Source organism: Paenibacillus cremeus (assembly GCF_007786445.1).
GTDB classification, from domain to species: Bacteria; Bacillota; Bacilli; order Paenibacillales; family NBRC-103111; genus Paenibacillus_G; species Paenibacillus_G cremeus.
Map to the genome: position 1 here is coordinate 79683 of NZ_VNJI01000017.1, position 20216 is coordinate 99898.

The window sequence follows — 20216 nt, forward strand, 5'->3', positions numbered from 1 at the left end:
AAGGCGGTAATTCAATTTGAACACTGTAACCATAATGAAAGGAACACGCTTCATGATGAACAATTGCGTGTTTGAAATCTTGAAAGAACAGCTTCCCGGGAAGTTTGTAGTGAAAAATCTGAACCAAAATTCAGAATCGCTTTCCGATCTCAAAGATTTGTTGCGCTTCCACGAAAAAGGGGAATTGACATTTGAAGTAACTGGTCCGCGAACTAGCCTGAGCGATGAAGGTGTCCGGGAAAACAAAATCGTCGACTTTTCCATGTTACCGGAAAACTCCAAAGAAGTCGCTTCAAGAAGATACGAAGCGATTAAACCGCTCCTACGGTTCAAAGGCAATAAAATGCAGCCGTATTTTGAAGAACGATCAGCCGAACTCAGGTTGATGGGACATGAGGTTTCAGCATTGACTTTGCGTCGATGGTTTGATTTTTTTGTGAATAGCGGGAATGATATCAACGCTCTCGTTCCCAACACTATGGATTGTGGAAAGGGAACGCGTTTGTCATCAGAACTTGAGATGATTATCGACGGCTTTGTAGAAACCTATTATGCAAAAAGGGAGAAAATTCAAGCTACTGATGTTCATCTACGTATCGTTACTGAAGTTGAAAACAAAAATAAATTTCGAACGCTGGATACGAAATTGGATATACCGTCTTATAATACGGTACTTCGACGGATCAAACAAAAAGATCCGTATGAAATGATGGAGAAAAGGGAAGGCGAGAAACATGCTTTTGATAAGCTTGGACATGTGAATACACTGGGCAAACCTGCTCGTGCACTCGATGTTATCGAAATGGACCATACGAAGTTAGATGTCTTTGTCGTCGATGACGAAACAAGGCTTCCGCTTGGAAGACCATGGCTTACAACCGCTGTTGATAAAGCGACTGGTAGCATTGTAGGTATCTACATTGACTTCCATCCGCCTTCGTATGTATCGGTTATGAAAGCTTTGTCTCATGCCATGAGTTCAAAATATTATGTTAAGGAGCTATATCCGGACATTAAAAATGAATGGGGTGCTTACGGAGTTCCAAAATTGTTGAAGGTTGACAATGGTAAGGAATTCAGAAGCAGTTCACTCGATGATGCTTGTAAACAACTTGGGATAGAACTGCAGTTCTGTCCACCACGTAAGCCATGGTATAAGGGGACGGTTGAGCGAACATTTCGAACCTTGAACTCTCAGCTTATCCACCAAATCCCCGGCACTACGTTTTCTAATGTAGTTCAGAAGAAGGACTATGATCCTGTGAAAAATGCTACTGTGGGTTATCAAAAACTCATAAAGCTTATTCATTCCTGGATTATTGACGAGTATTCTCAGCAATTTCACAAAGGCATAAAGGGAGTCCCTGCTAGACTTTGGGCAGAAAGCATTGAGAAGTGGGGGCACCCGCCGCTGCTGCAAAGTAAGCCGATGTGGGATGTTGTTTTAGGGAAACTCAAGAAAGGCTCGACTGTACAAAGGACAGGTATTCAATTCCAGAACCTTTATTACAATTCGTCAGCGTTGCAGGATTTAAAGCGGAACTGTATGAAAAAAGATATCAAACACGTGAGTTTCAAATATGATCCGTACGATATTTCCAAAATTCACGTTTACGATGAATTGGAAAGGAAATATCTTGAGGTTCCTTGCACTGACCAAGCCTACTCTTTTGGTCTGACGGAGTTTTCGCATCGCTGTATTCTACGTCAACTAAACAAAGCAAAAAAAAACGTCAATCTTTCGGAGCTAAGTCAAGCAAAAGAACGCTTCTTAAAAGATGTGGAGGAAGAAAAGAGGAAAACGAAAGGCGTTCGCGCTGCAGCACTTACTCAACCTTCTTCTGCTCAAATTATTAGCTCTGCAACGACGAAAGATGCGAAAGCCGAGATAGAAGTAGCGCAAGTCGAACGAAGCCTTTTTTTACGATTTGAAGATGAAGAAGAACTTTGGGAGGTAGTTAACAATGCAAATGTTGAGTAAGGAAGAAAAGCTTAAATTTGTGGAAGGGATTCGAATTATTCATCCACAATTTCAAAAAGCGATGCGTTATATCGAAGAAGCGCATCATGAGTCCTCGTATACTACAGATCCATTGTCGCTTTTGATCTTCGGCAACTCCGGTTGCGGTAAGACAACATTGTTTGAAACGTATATCAAGAAGCATGACCAAGTAACGAATACGGTCGTTGACGGTATTAGAAGTACGAACCGCGTGATTTTACACGCAAGTATTCCTAGTCCGGCAACGCATGTCACTGTAACAGAACGGCTCCTTAAACAGTTGGGAGATCCTTATCCAAGCAAAGGAACGGTTGGGCAAAAGGACCTGCGACTTGTGAACCTGATAAAGTCGAACAAAGTTCAGCTGATTATGCTTGATGAAATTCAACATTTTATCGACAAGGATAAGGAGAAAGTCATTCACAAGGTATCAGATTGGTTTAAATCGTTGATCAATCAAACGAGAGTACCTGTTGTATTATTTGGTCTCGAAGAGGCGCAGCAGGTTCTCGATGCAAATGAGCAGTTGAGCCGGAGGTTTCCTGTGCGAATGAACATTAAGCCATTTGGTTTCAAAAGCCCGAAAGAGATTGAGGAATTCAGGAGATTAATGCACGAAATCGATCAACAACTGTGTAAGGTTTTTACAAAACCTTCTCTTCTCGGAGATGAGGAGATGTGCGAGCGCATGTTCTATGCTACGAACGGTTCCATTGACTCAATTATGAAACTCATCCGCCGCAGTGCAAAGGAGGTCATTGAACGAGATGGAGAATGCATTGATTTGATGGATTTGGCAAGAGCATATGAACGATATACCCATGTTAAAATGGACAAAGCTGTAAATCCCTTTGTTATTGAACACTTTTCGCTTTCCAAATTCTCTGCATAGTGAAAAGCCACCAAGAAAGCATAAGCTTCCTTGGCGGTTACATAATAAAATTTATTTTTTCTTCACTAATTTTTACTTCATGTAACAATTTCCTTTCAGCTACTGTTAAAGTCTCCAATTTAAGCTGACATCCAATTGAAGTTGATAGTGACGTCACGCTTTCCTCGGCTATAGAAGATTTGAGCAATCAATCAATAAATTTTGAAATATTGGTAAAAACAAACTTAAAGTTAAAATTACAAAAAAATACATGAATGGAATATTTGTGTCAATAATGGATAATAGAGGAGGTCACTATAAACGATGATACAAGAGGATATACTTGAGGGATTCAAAATAGATCGAATCGAAATATTTGAAATTCATGGTTGTTTCGGCTTGAATTTTTATTGTATAAACGGCTTCACAGAATACTTTGTAGTAGATAATAGTGAAGAGATAGTGGAATTTGTAGCCGGACAACGATCAACTTGGACCGATAATATCGAAATTTTAGTGGAAATGAGCATATGGGAAGTTTTTCGTTTGAAATTCTTATATTCTGATATCCAAGGAACACAAACTTCGACTTTATTTACGCCCACGCGTGCAAGAGGAGGAGTTCAAAGGTCTAGATCTCAGTTAGTAGCACATTAAGAGAAACCTATGGTTAGCTTTAAAGCATTGACAAAAAGAACCAAGTCAAACAATTTCGAAGCAAGAATCAAGCAGAAGTAGAAATACTAGGGAGGTATAAGATGATATCAAATTATTTATGCAAAATAGAAGGTTTCAAAAGCGAGGGCGACCATTTCAGTTACACGATCACCTATCGCGAAGAAAACTGGGAGACTTGCAACAAACTTACGTTGGATCTTTTGCCGGAAGGTCCCAAATTTGTCGATAGCGGAAATAACAAGTTCAAGGGAGAGTGCCTAGCAGAAACTGTTCAGTCCATCAAGATGCAGTGGTTCGACACTGACACTCAGAATAATTTGTGGCATATTGGACGTGCTTTAGAGCCCCTTCTTCCAGGTAACATAGAAAGCATTAACCTCCAGTACGAGTATAAAGAAGAAGTTGGCAATAGGACGATTCATTTATTTTCGATAAGCGGCATACCTGATCTTGAGTTTAGTTATATCGAAGAAGACGGTAAAGAAATTAAACTCTACGCCGTTCGTCCAGCTGCATTTAAAGGTGAAAATATCTTTTATATGACAGGATCTATTTTCGAAAGGTTCTCGCATCAAATTGATGAGCAAATCGCTAACCATCCGAAACTCAGGATGAAAATACTCTTTCAATAAAAAAGAAGAGCTGAAGTTTCGCTCTTCTTTTTTTACGGCTTCTTGCTAGTTTAATCTTACTCTGGTTACTCATAATCTTCAGGTAAGCGTACACACGGATCCAGCCGCGCATCCTTTAAGTGGAACAAATCAACCGCCATTTTCAAATTGCATCGGAGCAAACAGATCGCTATTCTTGTTTATCAGTCAATGCTCACATCTTTTCACAGGGTGCATATCGTGAATAATAAATCGTGACTTCACGGAAAGCGATGGCGAATAAAAAAATGAAAAACGAGATATTTTCGGTTGATATTTCTTATTACTAAAATTAGAAAAAAGAAAAGCTTCTTTATCACGAATAATAAATTTGATGTGCTCTTTGTCTTTTCCAAACGTCTGAATGCTCGTTATTTCAGTGTTTGGTGAATAAAAACACGCCTCGGGGTTTCCAACTCCGTATGGTTCTAAAATTCGAAGTTGTGACGCGATTTCGTGAGAGAATTGATGTAAATGAAGTGTTAAATCATATTCTTGAGCAGTTTGTAAGTGCGAATCTGGAATAAAAGTTTCTTGGATGTCTTTAGCGAAGGAATCGATCAATTCAGGAATTACTGAAAGCCCTGCAGCTGCTTTATGCCCACCGAAGCGCAGTAGGTGTCGAGAACAACTTGAAATTGCATCTACAATACTAAAGTTGTGTGGTCCCGAGCGGGCGCTACCTTTTCCGGAGTTCGTCAAAATTATGGCTGGACGAGCATATAAATTTGATATTCGACTGGCTATTATGCCAATGACCCCTTCGTGAAAATCGCCTCGAATCACCATAATTGATTGGTTTTTCAACCCTGAGGTTTGTACAATTGATTCTGCCATCAGTGTTTGGGCGTTAGTAAGAGACTTGCGGTCGTCATTGTATTGTAGAAGTTTTGCTATCGTTTCATCTTCAACAGAGTCGCCTAATAGGAAGCTTACGGCTAGGTTCGGGTCTGCAACACGACCGGCGGCGTTGAAGATAGGAGCAAGGCGAAATCCAATTTCAGAACTTGTCAATTGCCTTGGATTCAGTTTCAAAGCTTCGAGCATTTTCGCGAATGGCGTCGAAGGAGACATTTGCATTTTTTTTAGTCCGAGCCCTGCAATGATCCGGTTTTCTCTCTGCAACGGCATCATATCGGCAATCGTTCCTAGTGCTGCAAGTTCGAGATAATCGTACAGATAGGCTTTAAAGTCGTATTGCGTGAGCGAAAACAAAGCTTGTACGAGCTTAAAAGCAATTGCCGCACCGCAAATGTGCGGAAATGGATAAGATATTCCATCCTTGCGCTGGGGGTTGATGAACGCATCGCATATCGGGTGCTCGCCAGACGGCAGAAGCTGGTGGTGGTCGGTGATGGCTAACCCCATACCTAATTTTTTTGCAAGGTGCGCCGCCTCAAGGGCGGTGGAGCCGTTATCCACGGTTATAATGAGAGCCACGCCTTTGGCGTGGAACTCATTAACAGCTATGGTCGTCAGCCCATAGCCTTCCTCGCGTAGGGGGAGGCGATAGATGACCGTTGCGCCAAAAAAACGAAGCGCCTTTACGAGAATACTTGTGCTCGTGATGCCATCGACATCGTAATCGCCAAAAATACCGATGATTTCCCTTTTGCGAATGGCGGAAATAATAAGCGATACCGCCTTTTTCATATCGGGAAGTAAAAACGGATCTAGCAGCTGTGATTTATCGTAAAAAAGAAATGAAGATATATGTTCTTCCGTCGAATCGATGCCTCTATTTTGCAGTAATTGGATGACGATAGGATCAATGTTAAACATCCTTGACCAATACTGGAGCTCGTCATGCGTTAGTATGTTCTTTTTCATTGACCAAAGTGGCATCATTACCTCTACCTTTACAGTTTGTATTTTTGTTTTGCGAGTTTTTTTTACAGGCAAAGCGCATGCGGAATTCTGATCACTTAACGTTATACAAGTAATAAACGTAATCTTAACTTGGAATGATTCAGTATCTGATCTCTAAAAGCTTCGCGTTGTGATCTGCTCCTGAATTTAAGCCCAAAAATACGAACTCTTTTATTCGTATAAATAAAAATCGAGATGATTTTCGGTAATCGTCCGCTGCTGTAATCAAATTCAACATCCGATACGGTACAATTTGCTTCGAGATCAGTATCGACAATTGCGGTAATTCTGATTGTTCCATCAGGTTCACGATCCATTCCCCAAATTTCAACTATATTTCGAAGAAAAAGTATTTTATTCACCTCATCGCATTTGAAGTCGATTACGGCGATTCCACCGCCGCTTTTTAATTTGAATCTTCTTTCACAAGCCCAAATTAATACCTTTTAAAATATTTATTTCGGGACTTTATTCGAATAATAATCCTCCAACAATTTTGACAATCGCACTGGCTTATATGTTCGAAGATATTTCTCCAATAAGGCTAGTTCATCAGGATACTTCTCGCCTCTCTCTTTAACAATGTTTAATTCTAATTCAAGGTATTGAACAAAACGTTCCAGAAGATCTAATTCGTGTACAACAAAGCGTCGCAGATATACAAATTCCAGAAGATCTTCTAATTCCAATTTAATGTCACCTCCAGTAAATAAGTAAGGAATAGCGAGTCGCCACCGTAAAATCACTTCAATCTTTCAGCTTGTGTAAGAAAAGGTTTTTCAAGAATGCCCTTCCTTTCTTTGAAATTAATATTGCTTGGAGTGTATATATTTTTGAAATGAAGTTGATAATAACATTATCATTTTGATAATCAAAAGCATCCGGTAATCACCAGATTCCATTGTCAAACGGTATTTCTCGGATAATGACAGGAAAATGCAGGGATAGTCTAGGATGGGCGTCGGATGAACAACCCAATCCTAGGCACGATTTTGTCAGTCTTCATTTGAAATTTATTGCTAAAGAAACAAGAGTCTCATTTGCCATTGCACGTTTTTTGCACTTGAGTATCTTATTTCTGAATGGATGGCTCGACGCCTTGATATAAGCAAGAAATGCGTCTAAGCCAAGATACCCTTTCAGCGAATTCACAGACTTAATGCTGAATACAATGTTTCCAGCGGTGTAACCAAGTCGAGGCTCTAGTTTCTCGACCTCCATATGGAGACGGGAATTGGAAGGATTCAAATCCCAAGCCATTTCCAGATCCGTGTAGAAACATTTTCCAATTTGTGCGTTGAAGAGATCCTCGAGGTATCTTGCCAAATCTTTCGTTCGCATGCAAGGAAAACCTCCTCTTTTTGCTCTTTGTTTGCAGTCAGATGCAAGACGATAAAATTTATTGCTGTTCTGCTTGATTAGAGATGCTTCAATTGTATGTACTTTGCATAAATGAGATACACCATATGCACCTCCACTTTTAGGGTGACGGTTAGGATAAAATCTTTCGAGCGGTAAGTGCTTACTACACCCGACACATTTCTTTAAAACAATACCCCCAATCACCCGATAGGGAGTATTTTTTCTTTTTTTGTGCAGTATTTTTTCCACGAAATTACCTCCATTTTTGTTTGGAATTGCCAGCAGACACTATGATGTCCGAAAAAAGAATCCCTTATACAGGAGGGATTCTTTTTTCAATTTGTTTGAGAATAGATAGGAATTTTCATTGTCTTTGGGAATTTGAATAAGAATTTTCATTTCCTCTGATTATCGTTTATCAATTTTTTTTGATAATACCGTTGATTTGAAGCTGTTTTTTGCACCTCAATTTTTCAAACTTTCTGGTGGCTTACAATTGGCCTGGTTCCGCTCTATATCGCCTTAACGGGAGCTTCACCGTCGGTCATTCGCGCCGGGATGATGGCGATGATCGCCCTATATGCGGCATATCGGAATCGATTGAAGGACGGGCTTCATGTGGCCCTGATCGCCGGAATCGGGATGTTGATCTGGAATCCGTACTATGTGCTCGACGTGAGCTTCCAGCTCTCCTACCTCGTCACAATGGGGATCATGCTCGGAGTGCCGCACGCGAACAAGCTGCTGCCCATACGCAGCCGAAAGCTGCGTGAGGCCGTATCCATCACGGTCGTAGCTCAGCTCATTTCGTTTCCCCTCACGATTTATTATTTCAATCAGTTCTCGCTGCTTTCGATGGCTGCAAACCTCGTTTTGGTTCCTGTGTTCAGTGTCTTCGTTATGCCGGTAGGTACGGTGGCGATGCTGCTCTCACTTGCCTGGCCCTTCGCTGGGACGTGGCTTGCGTGGACTGCAGCCAAAGTGAACAGCTTCCTATTCATCATAGTGGAATTCATTAGCCGATGGCACATCTTCCAAACGATTTGGCCAAGCCCCAAGCCACAAGCAGCGGAGCAGCGAGTGATCGAGCAGGGGAATCCTTCTCCAACGCTAGTCTTCCCATCTATCGACGTCCTCAAAGTCGCTCACCATGGCTCCAAAAGCTCGACCTCGGAAGCCTGGCTGAATGCCTGGAGGCCAAAGCATGCGGTGATCTCCGCAGGAGTGGGTAATGTCTATGGTCATCCGAACGCCCAGGTGATTGACCGGCTAAACGCGCACAACGTCCGAATTCACCGAACCGACCGGCAGGGTGAAATTCAAATGCAGGTGAAGAAAGGAAGCATTTTCATGAGGACCAAGCTCTCGCAATGACTGCATAAGCGTCCCATCCTTGACAAACAATACCTTTGATTAGCATAGCTGCTTAGGACTTAGGAGGGTATCGGGCAATGAAAGACGGAATGCGTAGCAACCGATGGGGGATCGGCGCGCTGATCTTTTTGTTTGCGGCTCTGGCGACTGCGGCCTGCGGCGAAGAGAAAACGCTCAAGGTCGGCATCGAAAATAACTTTCGACCGTTCACGTACACGGAGTCGGGCGAGAATAAGGGCTTTGAGGTGGAATTGTGGTCAGCTGTAGCGGATAAAGCAAATATCAAATACGAGCTTGTACCTATGGAGCATAGTGAAATTAATCAAGCTGTCAAGTCCGGCAAGGTCGATTTGGCGATCGCCGGGATGACCGTCAATAAAGCGCGGAAAGACAACTTTGCCTTCTCCGATCCGTATTTCCAAACCGGTCTGGTCCTGCTCACCGCAGCAGATAACGACGAGATCAAGAGCAAAGACGATTTGGCGCAAAAGCTGGTAGGCACCGAAGCCGGCTCCACCGCCTATATTTATGCGAGCTCCATCAAGGACGTCAAGGAAGTACGCGGCTATTCAGATATATCCGAGGCGTACGACAAGCTGAGCAATAAGACGCTGGATGCTGTCATCTTCGACGAGCGCAATGCACATGACTATTTGCAAAACGACGGCAAAGGAAAGGTGAAGATGGTGGGTGAGGTGCTCAACCAAGAGAGCTACGCCATCATTATGAAGAAAAAAAGCAAATATTTAGGCCGGATCAACAACGGGATCGAGGCCGTCGGCAAGAACGGCACTTACGAGACACTGTACGCCAAATGGTTCGGGAGCAAGCCGAAGAAGCTGCCAGGCGGATAAGCCCCTTGACCGTGGGAGGAAATCCATGCCAAACTAACGGGGTGGATTTCATGGCGAAGGAGAGACAAGAGCGATGCCGCATTTATCGGTTAGAGGGATTGAAGCGGAGGACCTGAGAACGATCAGTCAGCCGCTGGTAGAAGAGCTTGCAGCCATTTGTGCATGCGGGGAGGATCAATTTACGATTGGATGTTTTGCGACGATATCCGTTTTTGGTGGAGCGTTTGTCAGCACCTATCCGTTTATTGAAGTAGCCTGGTTCGACCGCGGACAGGAGACGAGGGACAAGTTCGCCCAAGCGATCACCAAGCATGTGCTGTCGCTCGGTATTCCGGAGGTAGAGATCGCATTCAAAGCCTATCTGCCTGAGTGCTATTACGCGAATGGTGAGCACTTCTAGCGGACGGCTTTAAGTCTCAGAGAAACAAAGGGCCCCACAAGCCATCCAAGGCTGTGGGGCTAAGTGTATATATATCAAAAAGGGGGTCGACTTTTATTATAGGCACGGAACATTAATACAAGATGAAGAACACATTTCATTTTGGTTACAAAAATAGGCAGCGAATTTACAGTTGTAGCAGAGCGGCAATTTTGTTAAAATCATTATTTGTGCGGGAGGTTTCCGATCACGGAAACGCTCTTAGCGGGTGGGTGAGGGAGCATTACAACGAGGTAGATCGATTCATGTTTAGTAATCAACGTACGAAAGCAAGCATATTGCTTTTGTTCGGCGCCGCATCGTACGGCGTATTGTCCACATTTGTTAAGCTTGGCTATCAGGACGGGTTTACTCCAGGGGAAATTACAGGAAGCCAAGTGGTATTCGGATTTATTGCATTATGGTTGTTGTGTTTGCCATCATGGAAGAAGCTGAAGGGCATTTCACCCAAATCGATCTTGAAATTGATGGGCAGCGGTATTTTTACCGGGTTGACGGGTATTTTCTATTATTATTCTTTGCAGAGTCTGGACGCATCATTCGCTGTACTTTTGCTGTTCCAATTCACGTGGATGGGCATGCTGCTCGACTGGCTCGTACATGGCAAAGCGCCTGGGCGCAATCAGCTCATAGCTGTAGGCATCGTGCTGGCAGGTACGCTGCTGGCTTCCGGCTTGTCGCTGGACTCGCTTGAGCGTCTTAACCCGGTCGGCATCGGCTTAGGCTTGCTGTCCGCGGTCAGCTACACCTTGAACATGTATTTCAGCGGCAGAGTCGCGACCGAGGTGCCGACGATTTTCCGCAGTGCATGGATGGTGACCGGAGCAACCTTGACGGTGTTAGCCGTATATCCTCCGCATTTTGTAACGAACGGTTCGCTTGGTCACGGACTATGGGTATGGGCTTCGATTCTCAGCCTGTTTGGGATGATCATTCCGCCTTACTTGTTTGCCAAAGCGGCGCCGCAGCTGGAAACGGGACTTGCTGCGATCTTGGGAGCGGTGGAGCTGCCGGTTGTTATTGTCATTTCCGGGTTGCTGCTGCATGAGCATACAGGAATTCAGCAGTGGCTGGGCATCCTTTTGATCATCGGCGGAATCGTTGTCTCTGAAGCGAAGCCTTTGGCTAGCTCCTCATCGGTTCAACCGGCGTTAGATTCATAAAGAACAAACCATAACGGATTTTGAAGACCCTAAGTAGGATCAATCGGCACCGCGAAGCCCATGGGCATGCTGCTTGAACCTTGTGTGGGCGATCGAAGTCCTTTTTTTTTACACCTCGCTACATAATGGAAGATTTTTCCTAATTCTATATACGACTTTACTAAAATTTGATATTCTATAAAAGTTGAATTGAGAGCTGCAACATTTTATATTGCCATAACGTTTAAAGGTTGCAAGAGAGGGGGATCCCAGTGGTAGCGCCTGAACTAATCAAGGCTGCCCAAGCGGGCGATCGCGACGCTCTAATTACCCTACTGCGTGAGATTGAGCAGCATGTCTACCGAACGGCTTATTATATTCTCGGGAATGAGCAGGACGCTATGGACGCCGCACAGGAAGCGTTAATCCGAATTTATACGAAAATCAACTCCTACGAGGAAAAGGCTCAGTTTAAAACGTGGGTGCAGCGAATTGTAACGAATTTATGCATCGATAAGTTCCGCCGGAACAAGCCGACGGTTTCGATCGAGCAGCACGATCTGAGCTTTACCGACCATAAAACGGTGGAGGACGAAGTGATGTCCGCATATATTTCCCACGACATTCGGGAGGCCATCGATAAGCTGCCGGATCATCATCGTTCCGTCGTTGTGCTTAGGTATTTACAGGACTTTTCCTATAATGAAATTGCCGAATCGCTGGACTTGCCGATCAATACGGTCAAATCGTATTTATTCCGGGCAAGGCAGCAGCTGCAGGTCATTCTCCGAGATTACAAGAAGCCTGGAAGCGATGCGGTACGGGGATAAACGTCGGAAAGAAAAAATAGAACGAGCTCGGCAGATGAGATGAGGCCGATGCTTCAGGGGATATATGAATCGTTAAGAAAGGTAGTGTACGGGGATGATCTGTCAAGAGGTGATCGAACTGATGCAGAGATACCTTGATCGGGATCTCGATGAATCGGAATACAGCCGGATGCTTCAGCATCTGCAGCAGTGTCCGTATTGCACAGAGCTGTTCGAGCGTCTTGTGAATGTTTCAAGTGAGCTGGAAAAGCTGCCGAAGGTAACCCCGCCGATCAGCTTAGTTGACGCCATACTGCCGAAGCTGGAGCTGCTCGATGCGGCGGTGGATCAACTGGAGCAGGAGCGAACAAGCGAAGCGGTAGCGGCTGCGCCTATGGACGAGGTGCTGCCGCCGCGCAGCGAGGCAAACCGGCGCCATTCACAGGAAGGCTGGCGTAAACGAACGAAAGATTGGTTCTCATGGCCGGTGTTTGGAGGCGTGGTTGCCGCAGGGCTTGTCGCAGGCTTCTTCCTGTTCGGGCAGCAGCAGTCGCCTTCGAATGCCGATGCAGGCAAGCTGATGATGTCCTTGGATGCGGTGGAAAAGAAAGCAGCATCGCCTGAGAGCGGCGCCGCCGATTCGCCTCAGAGTCCGGCGCCGAATCGGCAGGAGAGCGCGGCAGGCTCCCTGCCTGCGGCCAAGCAGGATTCGTCGACCGCGAATGAGACGAGAGCTGTCCAACCACAGGCTGGAGGAGCAGGTGCGGCAGCTCGAACCGATAGTGGAGCGGCGGCGAAGACCATTGCGCCAAGCGCTTCACCGGCGCCGACGGCTGCAGCCAAGACCGCGCCTTCATCAGGGGGAGTGGCAAAGCCACAGATCGCACCGCAAGCACCGGCAGCTGTTGATTCCAAGAGCAATGCAGGCTCGCAGCCTGCACAGACTCCAGCTCCGAGCGTGGATACGCCGAAGCCGAGCAGCCTGGTTGAACCGCAGCAGCCTGCGCCAACCTCGGACAGCCCGAGTGCGGTCAGCGGCGCGCCTGCTCCGACACAGGGGGCCGATGCGAGCGCCAGGGTGCAAGGGCCGCCGGCGGCGGATATGGTAACGAAAGGCGCCCCTGCAGCGCAGACTAGCCCGAACGTGGCTAGCAAACGGCCCATGGGCATCGCGGCCATGCCGGAGCCTACTCCGGTTCTCGAGCTGACCACCACGGACGGCGCATATAAAGCGGTAATCCAGGATAATAAAGTGTCGGTGCTGGATAAGCAAGGGAAGGTCATATACGCCTCCAAGTATGACTGGAAGGACGGCGACCTCCAAATCGAGCTCGTCGCTTGGTCGACCGATTATAAGATCACTTACCGAGTGAAGAATGACAATCAAGTGCGGACGTTTGTCATCAACGTGAAAGAGCAGACGGAGATAGAGAGCAAGCCGTGATCCTTACTTAATAAAAGTTTATTACAAAACTGTCGAAGATCCCGCACACATTGAAGCTTTTGCGCGTATACTTGTAATATACAAAAAAAGATACGATTCGCGTCGTATGACCACCTGACCGGAAAGTTTCTAGAGCTTTCGCAGGAGGTGTTTATATAGATGAGTTTCGGACGAAGGGATTAGGTCAGGCCGGGAAAAACGGTTTTGACGTAATCCCTTTGTTGTTGGTATCATGAACAAGACGTTAGTGTAAGAAAGATATTCAGGGACGGTGCGAAAGTCATTCATGGATTATAAATCAGCGATCAGACAAATCAATAAAGGCCAATTTCAGCCCGTCTATGTATGCTATGGGTCGGAGAGCTTTCTCATTCAGGAGCTCGTCGAGAAGCTGACGGACAAGCTGGTGGAGCCGGAGCATCGGGCGTTTGCCGTAAACAAATATGATCTGACGGAGACGCCGGTCGAAACGATCATTGAAGAAGCGGAGACGCTCCCCTTTATGGTGCCGCGTAAAATTATCGTCGCCTCGCGGGCGCTCTTTTTCACTGGGGCCAAGGAAAGCGGCAAGATCGAGCACAAGCTGGACCGCTTAACCGAATATATGAAGTCACCGGCTGATTTTTCAATTATCATCTTTACCGTGGATGCGGACAAGCTGGATGAGCGGAAAAAAATCGTCAAGTCGCTTAAGGATGCAGATGCCCTGGTTCCTTGTACGATGCTGTCAGCCGATGAATTGACGCATTGGGTTGGACACGAAGCGGAGAAGGCGGACTTCTCGTTTGCCCCCGGCGTTGCAGACCAACTGATCCTCTACACGGGAACCAGCCTGCAGACGCTCGTGAAGGAGATTGAGAAGTGTGCGCTGTTCGCCGGCAAAGGCGGGACGCTGACCATGGCCGATCTGGAGCAGCTGGTAACGCGCAGCATCGAGCAAAATATTTTTCAGCTGATCGAGCACATCGTACAGGTACAGCTGGAGCAGGCGTTTACGATGTTAGCTGAGCTGCTACGCCGCAAAGAGGAGCCGATCAAGATCATCATGCTGATCGCGCGACAATTCCGCATTATGTTCCAGGTCAAGGATTTGACGCAGCAAGGCTATTCGCAGCAGCAGATTGCCAGTCAGATCAGCGTTCATCCGTATGCGGTAAAAATTGCCGCAGGACAAGCGAACCGGTTTGAGCTGAACAAGCTCGCTCACATTTTACGGCAGCTGGCGGATTTGGACTTCCAAATGAAGAGCGGTAAAATCGATAAGGTGTTAGGCCTTGAAATGTTTCTGTTGAAGCTGGCGTCCTAAAAAGGTATACAAAAAAGACCATGCTGTCCGTGAGGATCGCATGGTCTTTTGCTCGTCGCATGAATTACGCTTGAGCGGAAAGCTTGTTGAGTCTTTTCGCTAAACGGGATTTTTTGCGGGCAGCGGCGTTTTTATGGATTAATCCTTTAGACGCTGATTTGTCAAGCTTCTTGCTAGCAGCAACAAGCGCTGCTTTAGCGGTTTCAACGTTACCGTTAGTTACAGCTGTTTCAGCAGCTTTAACTGCAGTACGAAGAGCGGATTTGTGAGATGCGTTGCGCAGACGGCGCTTTTCGCTCACTTTCACGCGTTTTACTGCGGATTTAATGTTTGGCATGAAGTTCACCTCCTACTACAACTTGCAATGAAGCACAAATGATCTTCTTGTAGACAACTCTAGATATTCTAACATGCCCATTTTCAAATTGCAATAGAGATGTACGGCAGTCGCTTGCGAATTTAGGGAATGTGTATAACGTAACTGCCTTTATCAAACAATAATTCAGCCAGACTAGAGCTGCTGCACGGCTTGTTTCGGCTAAGCGCCGGACTTTGCTGTGAGCGATGAAGGGAGTAGAGGTATGACTATTGATTTAAGTGCTTACTCGGTCCGAACGGACCTGGCTTTGGAAGCAAGAGACCTGGCATCCTCGAGAGGGGAAATCCCTGGTGTACATACATCGAATTTTGAGCAGGAAGGCATCAAGGTCAGCTTGATCGACATTACGTCCCAGCAGGGCTCCCAAGCCTTAGGGAAGCTGCCAGGTCATTACATCACGATCGAAGTGCCGGCGCTGCGCCAGAAAGACACGGATCTGCAGGACAGAGTCGCAACCTTGTTTGCCCAAGAGTTCGAGAAGTTTTTGAAAAAGCTGAACATTGCGCCGGATGCCAGCATTCTTGTGATTGGTTTGGGCAACTGGAATGTGACGCCGGATGCCCTGGGTCCGCTGGTCGTGGAAAATGTGATGGTCACCCGTCACTTATTTGAGCTGATGCCGGGACAAGTTAGTCCAGGCTATCGTCCGGTCAGCGCTGTGGCGCCGGGGGTACTCGGTACCACGGGAATTGAGACCGGAGAAATTGTGCAGGGCATTGTGGAGAAGACGAAGCCGGGATTGGTCATCGCCATCGACGCCTTGGCCTCCCGTTCGCTCGAGCGGGTAAATACGACGATCCAAATCGCCGATACCGGCATTCATCCGGGGTCGGGCATCGGGAACAAGCGGAAGGGCCTGACGGTCGATACGCTGGGCGTACCGGTCATTGCGATCGGCGTGCCTACTGTCGTTTATGCGTCTACGATTGTCAATAATGCGTTTGACATGATGCGCTCCCATTTCCAAAAGCAAACCGCCAACACGGGGCAAATCCTGGGTCTCATGGACGGAATGCAGGAAAATGAGCGGCTGCAGCTCGTGAAGGAAGTACTCGATCCGCTAGGACATGATCTGCTCGTGACGCCCAAAGAGATCGACCAGTTCATCGAAGATATCGCCAACATCATTGCTAGCGGGCTAAATGCAGCTATTCACGAAGCGGTGGATGTAGACAACGTAGCAGCTTATACTCACTAACCATAGCTCAGGTAAAGGCAGGGAATGAACCCCTGTCTTTTTTGTGTGACTCTATCACTTCGATCCTCTCTTTTCTGGTTCTATCTTCTATCGCTTCTTCATAGATTCTTTAATAGCTGATAGCGGAACAGGAGGAAGAAACTCATGAAGACACTACTGGTTATGCTGGCCAAATACAAGAAACCGGGAGAAACCATCAGCGTATATGCACGAACCTTATCTTACCTAATGACGGGGAGCATGGTCCTGTTTATCGTGCTGGGTCTCTTAGGATACATGCAGTCGCAATCGACGAGTAAGGCGCCTTCCGCCTCGATGAAAGGGCTGGCCGCCTCCGTTTCTAGCCGCTTTTTTATGGACATGATGGGAATGGAAGTCCCCTACCTGCAATCCGACCGCAAAACGTTCACCTTTTCGCAGTCCAATGTGTCTACATTTTTGTTTTCGCTAGTAACGGACTTGAATCCGAAGGATCCGAAAACATTGATCGCCCGCGAAGTGCCCGGCATGACGCAGGATCGTTCCGTAGTGCTGCATTCCGGCTCTGGCTTTGTGCTGGATTCACCGGAGGATTACGGCCCGCGCTCAGGCGTATTTGATCGGATGGATCTAGGGGAAGCCGGGTCCATTACCGCGATTCCTGAGACGAACACAGGTACAGCTGGTGCGGTGATCGGACCACAGCTGCCAGCGAATGCAGCGGCGCCACCAGCAACCGCTGGCAAGAATGTTGCTTTTATCTATCAATCTCACAATCAGGAATCCTATTTGCCGGAGCTAGATGGCGTGAAAGATCCGGATAAAGCGTATGACCCAAAGAAAAATGTCACGTTAGTCGGATTACGGCTGGCACAAGCGCTGGAGAAGGACGGGATCGGAGCGGTTCATTCGGATAAAAACTACCCGGCCATCGAGAAAAGCTTCAACTATTACTATTCGTACAAATATTCGCTCAAGACGCTGCAAGAGGCGAGCGCGGGGCACCCGGATTTGAAATTTTACTTCGATATTCATCGGGATTCGCAGCGGAGGGATAAAACAACCGTGACACTGAACGGCAAGGACTATGCCCAGGTGTACTTTATCATCGGGGGGAAAAATCCGAACTGGAAGGCTAACTCCGACTTTGCGGAAAAGATCAACACGGCGCTGGAGGCGAAATTCCCCGGCGTATCGAAGGGAATCCATGCGAAGAACGGCGAAGGCAACGGCGTCTACAATCAAAACTACTCGGAAAACAGCGTTCTGATCGAGGTTGGCGGTGTGGACAACACCCTGGAGGAGTGCTACCGCACGTCAGATGCTCTGGCTGAAGCCATCTCGCAGGTGATTTTGAATGCCGAGAAGGTAAGCGCGCCAAGGGAAGATAAGGACAACAAAAAACAAAGCTAACAGCAAGGAGCGGTGAGACGGATATGATCAGGCGAAGCGGGTATCGATGGCTAACGACTGTAGGCTTTCTGCTGGCGATGGCCTTCTGCATCTTCTTCGGCGTGACGCTGGCGACGCAGGGCACCGAGCGGATCAACGGGCCGATGGTGAAGGCGACGGCTGAGCCGCAGGCGGCGCAGGGGCGCGCTTACAGCGCGGCGCCTGCCGGCAGCAAAACGGCGTCTGCAGCCGCAGTGAAGCCGACGCCACCAGCACCGGCCAAAGCCAAGCTCGAGCCGATCGAGCCGCCGGGCGGCGATACGGGGATCAACCGTGTAGGAAACAAGGCTGGCGATTTGCTGCAAATATTGGCATATCACGGCATTCGGATGATTGTGGCGCTGTTTGAGGCGCTCCTCCATTGATGCAACTCCTCACAACTGCTATAATCTGAAGTATTGTAAATTTTTCGCTGACAACCGACATGGTCGAACAGGATGATGCGGCTGCAGCAAAGCGAGTGAGGGTTCAGCTGAAGATGGATATCCAAGCCAGACAGAAAAAAATTAGAAATTTTTGCATAATCGCCCATATTGACCACGGGAAATCCACCTTGGCGGATCGGATTCTGGAATTTACCGGCGCATTGACGTCGCGTGAAATGCAGGACCAGGTGCTCGATCAGATGGATCTGGAGCGCGAGCGAGGCATTACGATCAAGCTGCAGGCGGTTCGTTTGAACTATAAGGCCGATGACGGCGAAACATATATTTTGAATCTGATCGATACTCCAGGACACGTCGATTTCACTTATGAGGTTTCGCGAAGCCTGGCTGCCTGTGAAGGGGCGTTATTGGTTGTCGACGCAGCGCAGGGCATTGAGGCGCAGACGCTGACTAACGTTTACTTGGCGCTCGATAATAATCTTGAAATTTTGCCGGTTATCAATAAAATTGATTTGCCGAGCGCTGATCCGGAGCGGGTGAAGCAAGAGGTTGAGGACGTAATTGGCCTTGACGCCAGCGAAGCTGTGCTTGCATCCGCGAAGGCAGGGATCGGGATCAAGGAGATTTTGGAGCAAGTGGTTCAGAAAGTTCCAGCACCGACCGGAGATTCCACCAAGCCGTTGAAAGCGTTGATCTTTGACTCGCATTACGACCCGTATAAAGGGGTTATCGTCTATGTTCGCGTCATCGACGGCTCGATCAAGTCCGGCTCCAAAATTAAATTTATGGCAACGGATAAAGATTTTGAGGTTATTGAGGTCGGCGCGTTTAAGCCGCGGATGGGCTCCGTCGAGTCCCTTGAGGTCGGTGATGTCGGCTTTATCGTAGCGGGCATTAAAAACGTCGGCGACACACGCGTAGGGGATACCGTGACTGATGCAAAGAACCCAACGCGGGAGCCGCTGCCAGGCTACCGCAAGATCAATCCAATGGTGTTCTGCGGACTGTATCCGATCGAAACGAGCGACTACAATGATTTGCGCGAAGCGTTGGAGAAGCTGCAGCTTAACGACGCATCACTCAGCTTCGAGCCGGAAACGTCCACAGCGCTTGGCTTTGGTTTCCGCTGCGGATTCCTCGGGCTGCTCCATATGGAAATTATTCAAGAGCGGATTGAACGAGAATTCAACATTCCGCTGATCACGACGGCTCCAAGCGTGGTTTTCAAGGTCACACAAACGAACGGCACAGTGCTCAATATTGAGAATCCGTCGCTGTTCCCGGAAACGGGCAAGATTGATTTCGTTGAGGAGCCGTACGTAAAAGCGGCCATCATTGTGCCGAACGATTATGTCGGAGCGATTATGGAGCTATGCCAAAACAAGCGCGGCGAATATATCAACATGGAATATCTCGACACGACCCGGGTTACGCTGACCTATGAAATTCCGCTGTCTGAGATCGTCTACGACTTCTTTGACCAGCTGAAATCAAGCACCAAAGGCTATGCATCCTTCGATTACGAGCTTTCGGGCTACAGACAGTCCAACCTGGTCAAAATGGATATCATGCTCAACGGCGAGCAAGTGGACGCCTTGTCGTTCATTGTTCACCGCGACCGTGCCTACAACCGTGGACGGATCATTTGTGAGAAAATGAAGGATTTGATCCCGCGTCAAATGTTTGAGGTGCCGATTCAAGCGTCTATCGGACAAAAGATCATCGCGCGCGAAACGGTCAAAGCGATGCGCAAGAACGTTTTGGCCAAATGCTACGGCGGTGACATTTCCCGTAAACGGAAGCTGCTCGAAAAGCAGAAGGAAGGGAAGAAGCGCATGAAGCAGGTCGGCAGCGTCGAGGTGCCGCAGGAAGCGTTCATGGCAGTGCTGAGGATCGACGAATAGTTTAAGCTATACAAGTGATACAAGGAGCAGGTGCTTTAGCAGTTCTGGGGCGCCTGCTTTTCTACATTCGTTGAGGCTGTCCATTTCTCCATGCAACATTAGGGGAGCAGCTGTCGAC

Annotated in this window: 19 protein-coding genes; 15 read left to right on the forward strand and 4 right to left on the reverse strand. The window is 47.2% G+C overall.

Going from position 1 to position 20216, the window contains the following annotated elements:
* Positions 1–16 precede the first annotated feature (16 nt).
* The 4 genes from FPZ49_RS15335 (at position 17) to FPZ49_RS15350 (ending at position 4183) form a co-directional block, all read left to right on the forward strand.
* Positions 17–1981 (forward strand): Mu transposase C-terminal domain-containing protein, encoded by a 1965-nt coding sequence (locus FPZ49_RS15335; RefSeq protein ID WP_144848165.1) that lies wholly within the window; start codon positions 17–19, stop codon positions 1979–1981.
* Positions 1965–2894 (forward strand): TniB family NTP-binding protein, encoded by a 930-nt coding sequence (locus FPZ49_RS15340; RefSeq protein WP_144848167.1) that lies wholly within the window; start codon positions 1965–1967, stop codon positions 2892–2894. The genes FPZ49_RS15335 and FPZ49_RS15340 overlap by 17 nt, the downstream gene beginning before the upstream one ends.
* A 303-nt stretch (positions 2895–3197) precedes the next feature.
* Positions 3198–3530: a hypothetical protein gene (locus tag FPZ49_RS15345; RefSeq protein WP_144848169.1), complete on the forward strand. Its 333-nt coding sequence runs from the start codon at positions 3198–3200 to the stop codon at positions 3528–3530.
* A 101-nt stretch (positions 3531–3631) separates the two neighbouring features.
* Complete coding sequence (locus FPZ49_RS15350; RefSeq protein WP_144848171.1) at positions 3632–4183, forward strand: hypothetical protein; 552 nt, start codon at positions 3632–3634, stop codon at positions 4181–4183.
* A gap of 186 nt (positions 4184–4369) precedes the next feature.
* On the opposite strand, the gene recJ is transcribed toward FPZ49_RS15350, so the two are convergent.
* The 3 genes from recJ to FPZ49_RS15365 all read right to left on the reverse strand — a co-directional run bounded on the left by recJ (position 4370) and on the right by FPZ49_RS15365 (position 7681).
* Entirely contained in the window at positions 4370–6031 is a 1662-nt protein-coding gene (recJ, locus tag FPZ49_RS15355) for a single-stranded-DNA-specific exonuclease RecJ (protein WP_222429913.1), read from the reverse strand.
* Positions 6032–6525: 494 nt separating this feature from the next.
* The gene (locus FPZ49_RS15360) at positions 6526–6759 is read right to left on the reverse strand and encodes a hypothetical protein (protein WP_144848175.1); all 234 of its coding nucleotides are present in this window, start codon (positions 6757–6759) and stop codon (positions 6526–6528) included.
* A 313-nt stretch (positions 6760–7072) separates the two neighbouring features.
* Entirely contained in the window at positions 7073–7681 is a 609-nt protein-coding gene (locus tag FPZ49_RS15365) for a hypothetical protein (protein WP_144848177.1), read from the reverse strand.
* A gap of 219 nt (positions 7682–7900) precedes the next feature.
* Here FPZ49_RS15365 and FPZ49_RS15370 point away from each other — a divergent pair, with 219 nt between their 5' ends.
* From FPZ49_RS15370 to holA, 7 genes are all read left to right on the forward strand, one after another.
* Positions 7901–8806, forward strand: coding sequence for a ComEC/Rec2 family competence protein (locus FPZ49_RS15370; protein WP_144848179.1), 906 nt, complete (start codon positions 7901–7903; stop codon positions 8804–8806).
* A 77-nt stretch (positions 8807–8883) separates the two neighbouring features.
* Complete coding sequence (locus tag FPZ49_RS15375; protein WP_261381429.1) at positions 8884–9660, forward strand: substrate-binding periplasmic protein; 777 nt, start codon at positions 8884–8886, stop codon at positions 9658–9660.
* Positions 9661–9733: 73 nt separating this feature from the next.
* A complete protein-coding gene (locus tag FPZ49_RS15380) occupies positions 9734–10060 on the forward strand; it encodes a DUF1904 family protein (protein WP_144848181.1) in 327 nt (108 codons plus the stop codon).
* Positions 10061–10344: 284 nt separating this feature from the next.
* Positions 10345–11262: an EamA family transporter gene (locus FPZ49_RS15385; RefSeq protein WP_144848183.1), complete on the forward strand. Its 918-nt coding sequence runs from the start codon at positions 10345–10347 to the stop codon at positions 11260–11262.
* A gap of 251 nt (positions 11263–11513) precedes the next feature.
* The gene (locus tag FPZ49_RS15390; protein ID WP_144848185.1) at positions 11514–12071 is read left to right on the forward strand and encodes an RNA polymerase sigma factor; all 558 of its coding nucleotides are present in this window, start codon (positions 11514–11516) and stop codon (positions 12069–12071) included.
* A gap of 94 nt (positions 12072–12165) precedes the next feature.
* Positions 12166–13494 (forward strand): zf-HC2 domain-containing protein, encoded by a 1329-nt coding sequence (locus FPZ49_RS15395; protein ID WP_144848187.1) that lies wholly within the window; start codon positions 12166–12168, stop codon positions 13492–13494.
* Between the two features lie 286 nt (positions 13495–13780).
* Complete coding sequence (gene holA, locus FPZ49_RS15400; RefSeq protein ID WP_144848189.1) at positions 13781–14800, forward strand: DNA polymerase III subunit delta; 1020 nt, start codon at positions 13781–13783, stop codon at positions 14798–14800.
* 64 nt (positions 14801–14864) lie between these two features.
* On the opposite strand, the gene rpsT is transcribed toward holA, so the two are convergent.
* Positions 14865–15137, reverse strand: coding sequence for a 30S ribosomal protein S20 (gene rpsT / locus FPZ49_RS15405; protein ID WP_144848191.1), 273 nt, complete (start codon positions 15135–15137; stop codon positions 14865–14867).
* Between the two features lie 244 nt (positions 15138–15381).
* Between rpsT and gpr the strand changes: the two genes are divergently transcribed.
* The 4 genes from gpr to lepA all read left to right on the forward strand — a co-directional run bounded on the left by gpr (position 15382) and on the right by lepA (position 20098).
* Positions 15382–16377, forward strand: a complete 996-nt coding sequence (gene gpr, locus FPZ49_RS15410; protein ID WP_144848192.1) for a GPR endopeptidase — start codon at positions 15382–15384, stop codon at positions 16375–16377.
* Positions 16378–16521: 144 nt separating this feature from the next.
* Positions 16522–17769, forward strand: a complete 1248-nt coding sequence (locus FPZ49_RS15415; RefSeq protein WP_144848194.1) for a stage II sporulation protein P — start codon at positions 16522–16524, stop codon at positions 17767–17769.
* Positions 17770–17792: 23 nt separating this feature from the next.
* Complete coding sequence (locus FPZ49_RS15420; protein WP_144848196.1) at positions 17793–18173, forward strand: hypothetical protein; 381 nt, start codon at positions 17793–17795, stop codon at positions 18171–18173.
* A gap of 113 nt (positions 18174–18286) precedes the next feature.
* Entirely contained in the window at positions 18287–20098 is a 1812-nt protein-coding gene (lepA, locus tag FPZ49_RS15425) for a translation elongation factor 4 (protein ID WP_144848262.1), read from the forward strand.
* Positions 20099–20216: the final 118 nt, after the last annotated feature.

Excerpts from the sequence above, each read along its gene's own strand:
- FPZ49_RS15340 (WP_144848167.1), top strand. The coding sequence starts at position 1,965 with ATGCAAATGTTGAGTAAGGAAGAAAAGCTTAAATTTGTGGAAGGGATT.
- FPZ49_RS15345 (WP_144848169.1), top strand. The coding sequence starts at position 3,198 with ATGATACAAGAGGATATACTTGAGGGATTCAAAATAGATCGAATCGAA.
- FPZ49_RS15350 (WP_144848171.1), top strand. The coding sequence starts at position 3,632 with ATGATATCAAATTATTTATGCAAAATAGAAGGTTTCAAAAGCGAGGGC.
- recJ (WP_222429913.1), bottom strand. The coding sequence starts at position 6,031 with ATGAAAAAGAACATACTAACGCATGACGAGCTCCAGTATTGGTCAAGG.
- FPZ49_RS15375 (WP_261381429.1), top strand. The coding sequence starts at position 8,884 with ATGAAAGACGGAATGCGTAGCAACCGATGGGGGATCGGCGCGCTGATC.
- FPZ49_RS15380 (WP_144848181.1), top strand. The coding sequence starts at position 9,734 with ATGCCGCATTTATCGGTTAGAGGGATTGAAGCGGAGGACCTGAGAACG.
- FPZ49_RS15385 (WP_144848183.1), top strand. The coding sequence starts at position 10,345 with ATGTTTAGTAATCAACGTACGAAAGCAAGCATATTGCTTTTGTTCGGC.
- FPZ49_RS15395 (WP_144848187.1), top strand. The coding sequence starts at position 12,166 with ATGATCTGTCAAGAGGTGATCGAACTGATGCAGAGATACCTTGATCGG.
- holA (WP_144848189.1), top strand. The coding sequence starts at position 13,781 with ATGGATTATAAATCAGCGATCAGACAAATCAATAAAGGCCAATTTCAG.
- rpsT (WP_144848191.1), bottom strand. The coding sequence starts at position 15,137 with ATGCCAAACATTAAATCCGCAGTAAAACGCGTGAAAGTGAGCGAAAAG.
- gpr (WP_144848192.1), top strand. The coding sequence starts at position 15,382 with ATGACTATTGATTTAAGTGCTTACTCGGTCCGAACGGACCTGGCTTTG.
- FPZ49_RS15415 (WP_144848194.1), top strand. The coding sequence starts at position 16,522 with ATGAAGACACTACTGGTTATGCTGGCCAAATACAAGAAACCGGGAGAA.
- FPZ49_RS15420 (WP_144848196.1), top strand. The coding sequence starts at position 17,793 with ATGATCAGGCGAAGCGGGTATCGATGGCTAACGACTGTAGGCTTTCTG.
- lepA (WP_144848262.1), top strand. The coding sequence starts at position 18,287 with ATGGATATCCAAGCCAGACAGAAAAAAATTAGAAATTTTTGCATAATC.